At 62.1% G+C, this 12,291-nt stretch carries 17 protein-coding genes; 13 read left to right on the top strand and 4 right to left on the bottom strand.

Annotation, left to right across the window (positions count from 1 at the left end; all coding sequences use genetic code 11):
• Positions 1–147: 147 nt before the first annotated feature.
• On the bottom strand, positions 148–714 hold the full coding sequence (locus AAEZ10_RS16550) for a hypothetical protein (RefSeq protein WP_071173727.1): 567 nt from the start codon (positions 712–714) through the stop codon (positions 148–150).
• Positions 715–842: 128 nt separating this feature from the next.
• On the opposite strand from AAEZ10_RS16550, the gene AAEZ10_RS16555 reads away from it, so the two are divergent.
• Positions 843–1,202: a hypothetical protein gene (locus AAEZ10_RS16555; protein ID WP_110646075.1), complete on the top strand. Its 360-nt coding sequence runs from the start codon at positions 843–845 to the stop codon at positions 1,200–1,202.
• 4 nt (positions 1,203–1,206) lie between these two features.
• Here the strand turns inward: AAEZ10_RS16555 and trxA are convergent, their stop codons facing one another.
• The 3 genes from trxA to AAEZ10_RS16570 form a co-directional block, all read right to left on the bottom strand.
• Positions 1,207–2,079 (bottom strand): thioredoxin, encoded by an 873-nt coding sequence (gene trxA / locus AAEZ10_RS16560; RefSeq protein ID WP_122506597.1) that lies wholly within the window; start codon positions 2,077–2,079, stop codon positions 1,207–1,209.
• 182 nt (positions 2,080–2,261) lie between these two features.
• On the bottom strand, positions 2,262–2,915 hold the full coding sequence (locus AAEZ10_RS16565; RefSeq protein WP_350570122.1) for a class I SAM-dependent methyltransferase: 654 nt from the start codon (positions 2,913–2,915) through the stop codon (positions 2,262–2,264).
• Entirely contained in the window at positions 2,912–3,376 is a 465-nt protein-coding gene (locus tag AAEZ10_RS16570) for a YbaY family lipoprotein (RefSeq protein ID WP_042610623.1), read from the bottom strand. Before AAEZ10_RS16570 ends, AAEZ10_RS16565 begins: the two co-directional genes overlap by 4 nt.
• A 128-nt stretch (positions 3,377–3,504) precedes the next feature.
• Here AAEZ10_RS16570 and nrdR point away from each other — a divergent pair, with 128 nt between their 5' ends.
• The 12 genes from nrdR to AAEZ10_RS16630 all read left to right on the top strand — a co-directional run bounded on the left by nrdR (position 3,505) and on the right by AAEZ10_RS16630 (position 12,220).
• Entirely contained in the window at positions 3,505–3,969 is a 465-nt protein-coding gene (gene nrdR, locus AAEZ10_RS16575; RefSeq protein ID WP_007910946.1) for a transcriptional regulator NrdR, read from the top strand.
• Positions 3,966–5,099 (top strand): bifunctional diaminohydroxyphosphoribosylaminopyrimidine deaminase/5-amino-6-(5-phosphoribosylamino)uracil reductase RibD, encoded by a 1,134-nt coding sequence (gene ribD, locus AAEZ10_RS16580; RefSeq protein ID WP_348970210.1) that lies wholly within the window; start codon positions 3,966–3,968, stop codon positions 5,097–5,099. Before nrdR ends, ribD begins: the two co-directional genes overlap by 4 nt.
• A gap of 47 nt (positions 5,100–5,146) precedes the next feature.
• Positions 5,147–5,809 carry a riboflavin synthase gene (locus AAEZ10_RS16585; protein WP_016772981.1) on the top strand — a complete coding sequence of 221 codons (663 nt, stop codon included), beginning with the start codon at positions 5,147–5,149 and terminating at the stop codon, positions 5,807–5,809.
• Between the two features lie 21 nt (positions 5,810–5,830).
• The gene (gene ribBA, locus AAEZ10_RS16590; protein ID WP_039761895.1) at positions 5,831–6,922 is read left to right on the top strand and encodes a bifunctional 3,4-dihydroxy-2-butanone-4-phosphate synthase/GTP cyclohydrolase II; all 1,092 of its coding nucleotides are present in this window, start codon (positions 5,831–5,833) and stop codon (positions 6,920–6,922) included.
• Between the two features lie 90 nt (positions 6,923–7,012).
• Entirely contained in the window at positions 7,013–7,489 is a 477-nt protein-coding gene (gene ribH, locus AAEZ10_RS16595) for a 6,7-dimethyl-8-ribityllumazine synthase (RefSeq protein WP_003228649.1), read from the top strand.
• Positions 7,486–7,986, top strand: a complete 501-nt coding sequence (gene nusB, locus AAEZ10_RS16600; protein WP_024014489.1) for a transcription antitermination factor NusB — start codon at positions 7,486–7,488, stop codon at positions 7,984–7,986. The genes ribH and nusB overlap by 4 nt, the downstream gene beginning before the upstream one ends.
• Positions 7,987–8,013: 27 nt before the next feature.
• A complete protein-coding gene (thiL, locus tag AAEZ10_RS16605) occupies positions 8,014–8,979 on the top strand; it encodes a thiamine-phosphate kinase (protein ID WP_339100985.1) in 966 nt (321 codons plus the stop codon).
• On the top strand, positions 8,976–9,479 hold the full coding sequence (locus tag AAEZ10_RS16610; RefSeq protein WP_039761886.1) for a phosphatidylglycerophosphatase A family protein: 504 nt from the start codon (positions 8,976–8,978) through the stop codon (positions 9,477–9,479). Before thiL ends, AAEZ10_RS16610 begins: the two co-directional genes overlap by 4 nt.
• A 25-nt stretch (positions 9,480–9,504) precedes the next feature.
• Positions 9,505–10,242: a substrate-binding periplasmic protein gene (locus AAEZ10_RS16615; protein WP_350570127.1), complete on the top strand. Its 738-nt coding sequence runs from the start codon at positions 9,505–9,507 to the stop codon at positions 10,240–10,242.
• A gap of 144 nt (positions 10,243–10,386) precedes the next feature.
• Complete coding sequence (ribA, locus tag AAEZ10_RS16620) at positions 10,387–11,004, top strand: GTP cyclohydrolase II (RefSeq protein WP_024014485.1); 618 nt, start codon at positions 10,387–10,389, stop codon at positions 11,002–11,004.
• A complete protein-coding gene (locus AAEZ10_RS16625; protein WP_350570129.1) occupies positions 11,001–11,420 on the top strand; it encodes an MFS transporter in 420 nt (139 codons plus the stop codon). Before ribA ends, AAEZ10_RS16625 begins: the two co-directional genes overlap by 4 nt.
• Positions 11,420–12,220, top strand: a complete 801-nt coding sequence (locus AAEZ10_RS16630) for a cobalamin-binding protein (protein WP_130929117.1) — start codon at positions 11,420–11,422, stop codon at positions 12,218–12,220. The genes AAEZ10_RS16625 and AAEZ10_RS16630 overlap by 1 nt, the downstream gene beginning before the upstream one ends.
• Positions 12,221–12,291: the final 71 nt, after the last annotated feature.

The raw sequence follows: 12,291 nt of genomic DNA on the forward strand, positions 1-12,291 counted from the left end.
CCGAGAAAAATGAAAAGTTTGTTATGTAATCTTATAACGAAAGTGCGCAGAGTGTGCCCGTGCGCTTGAGATTGCGCAAGACATGGCTAAGCACCGCCCGGGATGAGTTCGCGGGCGGTGCTGGGGTTGGATGTCATGCTTGCAGAATCAGAAGCCTGCGCCGGGATAGTCGAACCAATAGTGTCCCGAAAGAACATCGTTGATCAGATTTGCGTCGAGCACGCTCGGGGCATCGCGACTGAAACGCTGTCGCCAAGCCGGAAGCCACCAGTAGTTGATGGCTGTTCCGCGCGGAAATACCACCAGAGTCAGCACCTCCTTATCCATTTTGCCCTGCGTGTAGAGTTGATGACTGCGATCCATCAGGGCCATGTACTGGTCGATTGGCAGTCTGAACATAAGTGCCATGGTGAAGATTTTTTCACTCTGACTGAACGCCGGACTCTGCAGTACCCGCAATGCTTCGCAAGTGTGTGAATTCGGTTGACTCGCTATGCTCTGGCCTTCGGGGGTTGAAAGTATGTCGAAACGATCATCCATGTCTCGCCAATCGGTCCGGCTATTGCGCTCAAAGTAATCACGAATAACTAGGGTCAGTGGACCTGCAGTTTCCCCGTCAGCGGGACAAGCCGAAAGATCGGCAGGCAACCAGATGCGCCATGCCACGATGAGCAAGAGTGGGGTCATCAATAGGGCGTAGTAACTTCGTTTCATTACAGGGTGCTGTGAGAAAAAGGACACTGTAGATGAAGGCTCGATAACCGCCACACTGGACAACGTCGCTTGGCGTTGCACAAGTCCCATGGGAGCATGCAGGTCAGAAAAGTGCAGGAGCGAACTTGATGTTGCGGATACGCGGAACGGTCGGCGAGGTGCCGGTGGATTTGACGGTGGAGCTGGATGACAGCGATTGGGCCAGGCTGGGTTCGGCGCTGAGCGGGCAGGCGCCGATTGCGCAGTCTGAGGCGGTTGCGCCCGCTCCGGCGGCGAAGCCGATGAATCAGGATGATGCGCTGTGGCAGGTGGCCAAAGACGTGTTGCGCAACGCCGGGCAACTTAGCGGGCCGGATCTGCTCGATCAGTTGGAGGCGCTGACCGGCAGTGCGGCAGCGGGCAAGCGTTTGCTCGTGCGTTTGCGCCACAGTGCCGATGTGAAAGTGGCGAGCGGCGGGGATACGCCGCTCTATAGCTGGATCGGTTGAGGCCTTAATACAGCGCCGCAAACACTTTGCGACGGTAAGCCGTCACCAACGGATGATCATTGCCCAGCAGTTCGAACACCTGCAGCAAGGTCTTGTGCGGCAAGCCTTCGCCGTAGCTGCGGTTGCGGATGAACAGTTTGAGCAAGGCGTCCAGCGCCGCTTCGTATTGCTGGCGCGCCAGTTGCTGGATCGCCAGTTGGTACACCGCTTCATCGTCCTGTGGATTTTGCGCCAGGCGGCTTTTCAGGTCGGCGGCGTCCGGCAGGTCGCGGGCGAGGCCGAGGAACTGGATCTGCGCCTTGGCCCCGGCGAGTGCGGCTTTGTGCTCATCGCTCTTGACCGCGTCGAGCACGGTTTGCGCTTCGCCCAGCTCACCGCGCTCGGTCAGGCAGCGTGCGTAAAGGATCAGCGCTTTGGCGTTGGTATTGTCTTCATTGAGCAGGGTCACCAGCACCGCTTCCGCCTCGGCGAAGTGGCCTTCGTCGAACATCGCCTGAGCCTGTTCGAACGGGTCGGCAGCGGCCGGTGGCGGCATCTGCACATGCGGTTCCAGCAGCGCGCGCACGGCGGATTCCGGTTGTGCCCCGGCAAAGCCATCGACCGGCTGACCGTCCTTGAACAGCACCACGGTCGGCAGGCTGCGAATGCCGAAGCGGGCGACGATGTCCTGCTCGATGTCGCAGTTGACCTTGGCCAGCAGCAACTCGCCCTGATAGCTCTCGGCAATGCCTTGCAACATCGGCATCAACGCCTTGCACGGCGCACACCATTCGGCCCAGAAATCCACCAGCACCGGTTTGTTGAAGGAGGCTTCGATCACCGACTGGTCGAAATCGGCAGTCGTGGCGTCGAAGATGTACGGCGTTTGCTCACTCATGGGGGATCTCGTCAAAGCGTGGATGGGGCAACTATAAGGCTTGGTGGGGGGTGGCCGGAAGCGGGGCGGGTCGAGAGGTGTGTTGCATGGGCGGACGCCTTCGCGAGCAGGCTCGCTCCCACAGGGGATTTATGAACGACACAGATCCAGTGTGGGAGCGAGCCTGCTCGCGAAGCTTTTAGCTAGCGCCGTGCATGGTAGAGGCTGACATGTCTGAATTCTTCGGGCTCGGCCAGATCGGGGAGGGTCATCGCCTCCAGCATCTCGATCCGTTCATACAACGGATGCCGAAAATCCCGCACCCGTGAATCCGCCACCAGCGCCTCGCGTCCGCGACTGAGAAACGCGTCGAGCAACGGCAGATTGGCGCGGTCGTACAGCACGTCGGCAACCAGAATCAGATCGAAGCGATCCGCCTCGGCAAAGAAATCCGTCGAATAACTCATCTGCACATCATTGAGCTCGGCGTTCGCCTTGCACGCGGCGATCGCCAACGGATCGAGATCGCAGGCCACCACTTCCAGCGCCCCGGCCTTCACCGCCGCGATGCCGGCGATCCCGGAACCGGCGCCGAAATCCAGCACGCGCTTGCCGCGCACCCACTCTGGAAACTGTGCCAGATAACGCGCCACGGCCAAGCCGCTGGCCCAGCAAAAGCTCCAATAGGGCGGTTCATGCAGGATGCGCTGGGTTTCTTCCTGGCTGAATTCGCGGGCCATGTTGTCGCCGTCGATCAGCCACAGCTGCAAATCAGTGCCCGGCAACGCACAGGCTTTCAGTCTGGCGTCGCCGAGCAATTCCCCCAAGGCCTGTTGCAGGTCGAGCGGTGCTGTCATGGCGCTTTGACGAATTGCAGCTGGCCCAAAGCCTGAGTGGTCGGTTGAGTGATGGTCTGCGACGGCAGGTGCAGAATCAGTTGTCCGGACTGGCTGGCGCGACCGCGCAGCTCGACCCGTGCGCCGGCCGGAAACGCCTCGGGGTTGAAGCGCAGGTGAAACGGCAGGATCTGGTTGTTGCCGATCAGGCTGGAACTGGCGAGCAACTGTTGCGGGCGATCCTTTTCATCGATGACCAGCAGCGCCAGTTCGACCTCGGCGCCGGCCGGCACGCCTTGCAGGGTGCCGCTCAGTTCGCGCTGATGCGCTGGCAGCGGGCCAAGTTCGGCGGCCTCTTTGGCTTTTTTCTGCGCCTGTTGCGGCGCGGGGCCCGGCGTCGGCGGTTGCGGCTTGGGTGCGTCGCTGCCACAGGCCACCAGCAGGCTGAAAAGACTGAGCAGAACGAGCGGACGTAACGGCATTGGAGGCTCCGGCAGAATGAATTCCATGGATCAGACGATCATGCCGTTCTGTATACCGCAAAGCCTATGGCTTGTCTTGCCACGGGGATGCGCTACCATGGCCCTCCCATTTTTTGTTGCCAGCCACCATGCACTGTCCCTTCTGCGGTGCCAACGACACCAAGGTCATCGACTCGCGTCTGGTCGCCGAGGGCGAACAGGTGCGCCGCCGGCGTGAATGCCTGGCCTGCGGCGAACGTTTCACGACGTTCGAGACGGCCGAACTGGTGTTGCCGCGCCTGATCAAAACCGACGGCAGCCGCCAACCGTTCGACGAAGAAAAACTCCGCGCCGGCATGCAACGCGCGCTGGAGAAACGTCCGGTCAGCGTCGAGCGCCTCGAATCCTCTCTGGTCCATATCAAGCACAAGCTGCGCGCCACCGGCGAACGCGAGGTCAAATCCCTCGTGGTCGGCGAGCTGGTGATGGCCGAGCTGCAAAAGCTTGATGAAGTCGCCTACATCCGCTTCGCTTCGGTGTACAAGCGCTTCCAGGACCTCAATGAATTCCGCGAAGAGATCGACCGCCTCGCCCGCGAACCGGTGAAAGAATGACCACCGCCGCCGAGCAGGCGATCCTCGACGCGCATTTCATGGCCCGCGCGCTGGAACTGGCGCGCAAAGGCCACTACACCACCCATCCCAATCCGCGAGTCGGTTGCGTGGTGGTGCGTGACGGCCAGATTGTCGGCGAAGGCTGGCATGAGCGCGCCGGCGAACCCCATGCCGAAGTCCACGCCCTGCGCGCCGCTGGCGAGCAGGCCCGGGGCGCGACGGCGTACGTGACCCTCGAGCCTTGCAGCCACCACGGGCGCACGCCGCCGTGTGCCGATGCCTTGGTGACCGCTGGCGTTGCCCGGGTCGTCGCGGCAATGCGTGATCCCAATCCGCAAGTCGCCGGGCGCGGTTTGCAGCGCTTGGCTGATGCCGGTATCGCCACTGAAAGCGGGGTGCTGGAAGCAGAAGCACGCAAGCTCAATCAAGGTTTTCTGAAACGCATGGAGCATGGCTTGCCATTCGTGCGGGTCAAGCTGGCCATGAGCCTCGACGGTCGCACAGCGATGGAAAGCGGCGAGAGCCAGTGGATCACCGGCCCGGCGGCGCGTTCTGCGGTACAGCGTTTGCGCGCTGAGGCGGCGGTGGTGCTGACCGGCGCCGATACGGTGCTGGCTGACGGCGCACGCTTGACCGTGCGCGCGGACGAACTCGGTCTGGACAGTGAGCAAACCGCGCTGGCCATGAGTCGCCCACCATTGCGCGTGTTGATCGATGGCCGCCTGCGGGTGCCGCTGGATGCACCGTTCTTCAAGGCCGGGCCGGCGCTGGTGGCCACCTGTGTAGCGGTCGAGGAGCAATACGCCAACGGCCCGGAATGCCTGATCGTGCCGGGTGACGACGGCCAGGTCGATCTGCATCAATTGCTCATCGAACTGGCTCATCGTGGCACCAATGAGGTGCTGGTCGAGGCCGGGCCGCGTCTGGCCGGCGCCTTTGCGCAACTGGGGCTGGTCGACGAATTCGTGATCTTCATTGCCGGCAAGTTCCTTGGCTCCACGGCGCGTCCGCTGCTCGACTGGCCGCTGGCGCAGATGAAAGATGCGCCGGAACTGAAAATCACTGAAATCCGCGCGGTGGGCGATGACTGGCGAGTCACTGCGATCCCTGTGCCTTCAGCCCGCGTATAATTCCCGGCCATTGCGTTAGCGCTGGCCTCGTTCTCAAGGAGAACCCCATGTTCACCGGCATCATCGAATCCATCGGCAGTATCCGCGCACTGACCCCAAAGGGCGGTGATGTGCGGGTGCACGTCGCAACCGGCAAGCTCGATCTGAGTGACGTCAAACTCGGCGACAGCATCGCGGTCAACGGCGTTTGCCTGACCGCCGTCGAGTTGCCCGGCGACGGCTTTGCCGCCGACGTCAGCCGCGAAACCCTCGATTGCACCGCCATGAATGACTTGAAAAGCGGCAGCCCGGTCAATCTGGAAAAAGCCCTGACCCCGACCACTCGCCTTGGCGGGCATCTGGTCAGCGGTCACGTCGATGGTGTCGGCGAAGTGGTCTCGCGCAGCGACAATGCCCGCGCCGTGGAATTTCGCATCCGCGCGCCGAAAGAACTGGCCAAGTACATCGCCCATAAAGGCTCGATCACCGTCGACGGCACCAGCCTGACCGTGAACGAAGTCGATGGCGCCGAATTCATGCTGACGATCATTCCGCACACCCTCAGCGAAACCATCATGGCTTCTTACAAGCCGGGCCGCCGGGTGAATCTGGAAGTCGACCTGCTGGCGCGTTATCTGGAGCGTCTGCTGCTGGGCGACAAGGCCGCCGAGAAGACCGCCGGCAGCACCATCACCGAAAGCTTTCTGGCCCAAAACGGCTACCTCAAATAATTCAAAAGAAGGGGGTGCCTTGTGGCGCTCAATAGCATCGAAGAACTGGTTGAAGACATCCGCCAAGGCAAGATGGTCATCCTCATGGATGACGAAGACCGCGAGAACGAAGGCGACCTGATCATGGCCGCCGAATGCTGCCAGGCCGAACACATCAACTTCATGGCCAAGCACGCCCGTGGCCTGATCTGCATGCCGATGAGCCGCGAGCGCTGCGAACTGTTGAAGCTGCCGCTGATGGCGCCACGCAACGGTTCCGGTTTCGGCACCAAGTTCACCGTTTCGATCGAAGCTGCCGAAGGCGTGACTACCGGCATCTCCGCCGCTGACCGTGCGCGCACCGTGCAAGCGGCTGCGGCCAAGGACGCCAAGGCTGAAGATATCGTCAGTCCGGGCCACATCTTCCCGCTGATGGCGCAGGCCGGCGGCACCCTCGCTCGCGCCGGCCACACCGAAGCCGCCTGCGACCTGGCGCGCATGGCCGGTTTCGAGCCGAGCGGGGTGATCTGCGAAGTGATGAACGACGACGGCACCATGTCCCGTCGCGCTGAACTCGAAGCATTTGCCGCCGAACACAACATCAAGATCGGCACCATCGCCGACCTGATTCACTACCGGATGATCCACGAACGTACCGTTCAGCGGATTGCCGAGCAGCCGCTGGACAGCGAACTGGGCCAATTCAACCTGGTGACCTATCGTGATTCAGTGGAAGGCGACGTGCACATGGCCCTGACGCTGGGCACTGTCTGCGCTGAGGAGCCGACGCTGGTTCGCGTGCACAACATGGATCCGCTGCGCGATCTGCTGATGGTCAAGCAACCGGGCCGCTGGAGCCTGCGCGCCGCCATGGCTGCGGTCGCCGAGGCCGGCAGCGGTGTGGTGCTGCTGCTCGGTCACCCGCTTGATGGTGACGTGCTGCTGGCGCATATCCGTGAAACCGGTGAGCAGGCAGCGCCGAAAAAACCGACCACCTACAGCATTGTCGGTGCCGGTTCGCAGATCCTGCGTGACCTCGGCGTGCGCAAGATGCGCTTGATGTCAGCACCAATGAAGTTCAATGCGATATCCGGTTTCGATCTGGAAGTTGTAGAATACGTGCCCTCCGAATAATGACCGGCTGTTTCCGGACTCCGATTCGCGGCAAATAATCACTGAGGGGCGCGTAGCAGACGCGTCCCGGCTCTTTAAGAGAACTGACGAATGACCCTGAAGACCATCGAAGGTACCTTCATCGCCCCCAAAGGCCGCTACGCTCTGGTAGTGGGCCGCTTCAACAGCTTCGTGGTTGAAAGCCTGGTCAGCGGTGCCGTTGATGCCCTGGTTCGCCACGGCGTGAGCGAAAGCGACATCACCATCATCCGCGCACCGGGCGCCTTCGAAATCCCGCTGGTTGCGCAGAAAGTCGCCCAGAAAGGCGAGTTCGCAGCGATCATCGCCCTTGGCGCGGTCATTCGTGGCGGTACTCCGCACTTCGAATACGTGGCTGGCGAGTGCACCAAAGGCCTGGCCCAGGTCTCCATGGAATTCGGCGTACCGGTTGCGTTCGGCGTGCTGACCGTCGATTCCATCGAGCAAGCCATCGAACGTTCCGGCACCAAGGCCGGTAACAAAGGTGCCGAAGCTGCCCTGTCCGCTCTGGAAATGGTCAGCCTGCTGGCGCAGTTGGAGGCCAAGTGATTAGCGACGAAAGCGATCGTTTCAACCCGCGCGATCCGAAACCTGCGGATGCCGGCAAGCCGTCGAAGAGCGCCAAGCGTCGCGAAGCCCGTCAGCTCGCGACCCAGGCGCTGTACCAGTGGCACATGGCCCGGCAATCGCTGAACGAGATCGAAGCGCAGTTTCGCGTTGATAACGATTTCACCGATGTCGACGGCGCCTACTTCCGTGAAATCCTTCACGGTGTTCCGCAGTTCAAGACCGAAATCGACACTGCCCTGACGCCTTGCCTGGATCTGGCGATCGAAGAGCTCGACCCAGTTGAACTGGCGGTTCTGCGCCTGTCGACCTGGGAACTGCTCAAGCGCGTCGACGTGCCTTACCGCGTTGTGATCAACGAAGGTATCGAACTGGCCAAAGTGTTCGGTTCGACCGACGGCCACAAGTTCGTCAACGGCGTGCTCGACAAGCTGGCCCCGCGCCTGCGTGAAGCTGAAGTGAAGGCGTTCAAGCGCTGATCGGCGCTTGAATACTTTTTCTCAGCCATGGGCGAGTTTGAGCTGATCCGCAATTTCTTCGCCGCCGCGCCTTGTGCGCAGGGCGGCGAAGGCGTTGCTCTGGGGATCGGCGACGACTGCGCCTTGCTGGCGGTTCCCGCAGGGGAACAGCTGGCGGTTTCTACCGATACGCTGGTGGCCGGTGTGCATTTCGCCGACCCCTGCGATCCGTTTCTGCTCGGTCAGCGCTCGCTGGCCGTCGCGGTCAGTGACCTGGCCGCCATGGGCGCCGCGCCCGTTGCCTTCACCCTTGCCCTGACCTTACCGACGGTAACCGCCGATTGGCTGCAAGCCTATGCCCGTGGTCTGAACCGCATGGCGCAAAGCTGCGGCGTCGCGCTGGTCGGCGGCGACACCACGCGCGGACCGTTGAGCCTGACGGTCACCGTGTTCGGCCGCGTACCCGCTGGCCAGGCCTTGACCCGCAGCGGTGCGCAGGCCGGTGATCTGCTCTGCGTCGGCGGCGAACTGGGCAATGCCGCCGGCGCCTTGCAGCTGGTATTGGCTCAACGTGATGCCGAAGCGCATATCGCCCAGCCGCTGCTCGATCATTACTGGTCACCGCAGCCGCAACTGGCGCTCGGTCAGGCCCTGCGCGGCAAGGCCACGGCGGCACTGGACATCTCCGACGGCCTGCTCGCCGATTGCGGGCATATCGCGCTGGCGTCGAAGGTGCGACTTGAGATTGAACGCGAGCGTGTACCGTTGTCGGATGCTTTAGTCGCGTTTCTCGGCCAGCGCGGTGCCGAGCGCGCGGCATTGAGCGGTGGTGATGACTACGTACTGGCCTTCACCTTGCCGTCCGCCGAATTGCCGGCACTGCTGGCCGACGGCTGGCCGATCCATGTGATCGGCCGTGTGCTGCCGGGCCAGGGCGTACTTCTGCTGGACCGCGACGGGCGCGACATCACTCCGCAGATTCGCGGCTACCAACATTTTCAGGAGACACCGTGACAGATCACCCGAAACAGGTCCCTGCCGAATTCGTGCCTCCCTCGGTCTGGCGCAATCCGTGGCATTTCCTCGCGTTCGGCTTCGGCTCCGGCACCTTGCCAAAAGCGCCGGGCACGTGGGGCTCGCTGGTGGCGCTGCCGTTCATTCCGCTGTGGCAGATGCTGCCCGACTGGGGCTACTGGCTGATGCTTGGCATCACCATGCTGTTCGGCTTCTGGCTGTGCGGCAAAGTCGCTGACGATTTGCGCGTGCACGACCACGAAGGCATCGTCTGGGACGAAATGGTCGGCATGTGGATCACCCTGTGGCTGGTGCCGGAAGGCTGGTACTGGTTGCTCGCGGGTTTTCTGGTGTTCCGCTTCTTCGATATTCTCAAGCCGTGGCCGATCCGCTGGATCGACAAGCACGTGCATGGCGGCGTCGGCATCATGCTCGACGACGTGCTGGCCGGTGTGTTCGCCTGGCTGGCGATGCAAGGGCTGGTCTGGGTATTCGCCTGATTCGACTCACGTGAGGAAACACGCAATGCTGCGACGCGGGTTGGCGCTGCTGCTTCTGGCTCTGCTGGGTACGTTCGCCCACGCGCAGGCCGCCGCGCCTTTGCCTGCGGTGATCCATCTGGCCAGCGAAGACTGGGAGGATTACACCGCCGCTGACGGCCATGGTCTGGCCTGGGACGTGTTGCGCAAAGTGTTCGAGCCGGCCGGGGTCAAGCTGGATATTCGCACGGTGCCGTACACCCGTTCGATCGGGCTGGTGCAGTTGAAGGAGGTCGACGCACTGGTCGGCTCCTACCGCGACGAAGCCGAGCACGTGCTGTACCCGCAATCGAAGTTCGATTCTGATCACATCTACGCGCTGGGCCTGGCGAGCAGCCCGCCGCCGACCCAGGCGACCCTGGGCAAATATCGTCTGGCCTGGGTGCGCGGCTATCGCTACGAGAACTACTTGCCGAACATCCAGCGTTTCAACCAGATCGAACGACGTACCGGCATTCTGCTGATGCTCAAGCAGGGCCGGGCGGATTACTACATCGATGCGCTGACCGAGATTGAAGCGGTCGTGCGCGATGCCGCGGATCCAGCGCAGTATCGCTATTCGCATCTGGCTGAGTTGCCGCTGTTTCTCGGTTTCGCCGATACCCCACAGGCTCGCGCGTTGATGGCGCTGTATGACCGGCGCATGGCGGAGCTGGTCAAGAGCGGAGAGTTGAAGCCGGTCTTCGAGAAGTGGCAGCAGCCGTATCCGTTTGATCCAAAATGATCACAATGTCCTGTGGGAGCGCATGGCAGCTGTCATCAAACTTTTTGATGGTTATGCCCGATAATTCAGCCTAAGCGTCCACAGGAACCTGCTGTTACAATGCCCGCCTGCGAATTCTCAGTCTTCTAGATCAGGAGCACATCGGTGCCTGTCGTCTTCGTCGCCGCTTCCAAGCTGCCAACGCCTTTTGCGCAATTCACCATGCACGGCTTTCTCGATGAGAGCACCGGGCGTGAGCACGTCGTGCTGAGCCTCGGTGAAATTGCCGATGGCGCCCCGGTACTCGGTCGCCTGCATTCCGAATGCCTGACCGGCGATGCCTTGTTCAGCCAGCGTTGCGACTGCGGCTCGCAACTGGAAGCCGCGTTGCAGGCGATTGCGCGCGAAGGCCGTGGCGTGTTGCTGTATCTGCGTCAGGAAGGGCGCGGCATCGGGCTGCTGAACAAGATCCGCGCCTACGAATTGCAGGACGGCGGCGCCGACACCGTGGAAGCCAACGAGCGTCTGGGCTTTGCTGCCGATCAGCGCGACTACGCCATGTGCCTGCCGATGCTCGAACACCTGGGTGTGAAATCCCTGCGCTTGATGACCAACAACCCGCGCAAGGTCAAAGCGCTGACCGACATGGGCATCGTCGTCGCCGAACGCGTGCCGCTGCACACCGGGCACAATCCGCACAACAAACTCTACCTGGCGACCAAGGCCAGCAAGCTCGACCACATGATGGGCAACGAGCATCAGGGCGAGGTCGACCGCGCGTGACCCGCGGCCAGGTGCGGCGGCGGTTGTCGGTGGCCTGGTGGCAATACCTGGCGCTGGCGCTGTTGCCGCTGTTCGTGCTCAACGCGCTGTTCGGTGAAGGGCAGGGCCTGTTGCCAGTGCTGGCAATGCCTTTGTTCATCGCCGGCGTCGCCTCGATGTTTGTCAGCCTGAAGTATTTCGCCCGCTACAAACACGTGTTGATCGCCACGCAAAAAGCCCTCGATACCGCCGAAGAACCCGCCGCCTGGATTGCCCTTGCGTCGCGTCGGCGTGCGGCGTTGCTGGTAGCGTCTTTGCCGGCGTGGATTGGCGCACTGGCGGTATTCGTCGGCCTCGAAGCCGTGCCGTTGATGTTGCTGGCGCTGTCCACCGCCGTGCTGTTCTACCTCTATCGTATTCCGCGTCAACTCGGCTGATGCATCGCCTGTGGCTGGCGGTTCTGCTGCTCGCCCTGAGCAGCCCGGCGCTGGCCGCACTGCGTGTGGTCAGCCTCGCCCCCTCACTGTCTGAAATCGTCGTTGAACTGGATTCTGCTGACCTGCTGGTCGGCGTGCTGGATGCGGGCGAGCGGCCGGCGGCGATAGCGGATGTTCCATCAGTGGGCCGCTACGGCCAGCTCGACATGGAGCGCTTGCTCAGCCTGAAACCGGATTTGCTGCTGCTCTGGCCCGGCAGTGTTGGCGCGGGGCAGCGTGATCAGCTCAAGCACCTGCACATTCCGACCTTCGTCGCCGAACCGCACACGTTGGCGCAACTGGCGACGCAAATTGAAGCGATCAGCAAACAGCTCGGGCGTCCAGAACGTGGGGCGAAACGAGCGGCCGAATTGCGAGAGCAACTGAATGATCTGCGCCAGCGTTATAGCCGTGACGAACCGCTGCGGGTTTTCTATCAAGTCTGGGACAAACCGCTATACACCGTGGGTGGCGGGCAGATCATCAGCGATGCGCTTGAGGTGTGCGGCGCGCGCAATGTCTTCGCCGAGCTGAATCTGCCGGCACCGCAGGTGAGTATCGAGGCGGTATTGCAGCGTGATCCGGAAGTGATTGTCGCCGGTGATCAGCCCCAGCTAGGGGCGTGGAAGGCCTGGCCGCAGGTGGCGGCGGTCAGGCAGGGGAGACTGCTATTGGTCACTGACAAAGGCCTTGAGCGACCGAGCGGGCAGATGATCAGCGCCACCGCCAAGCTTTGCCAATCGATCGCGCCCGACCGTTGAAACCGTGGTGCTTGTATTCGCGAGCAAGCTCGCTCCCACACTGGATTTGCGTTGAAAACAAACTGTGTGGC

The sequence above is a fragment of the Pseudomonas sp. H26/SER47-MNA-CIBAN-0231 genome, from assembly GCF_040310465.1.
GTDB lineage: Bacteria > Pseudomonadota > Gammaproteobacteria > Pseudomonadales > Pseudomonadaceae > Aquipseudomonas > Aquipseudomonas atacamensis.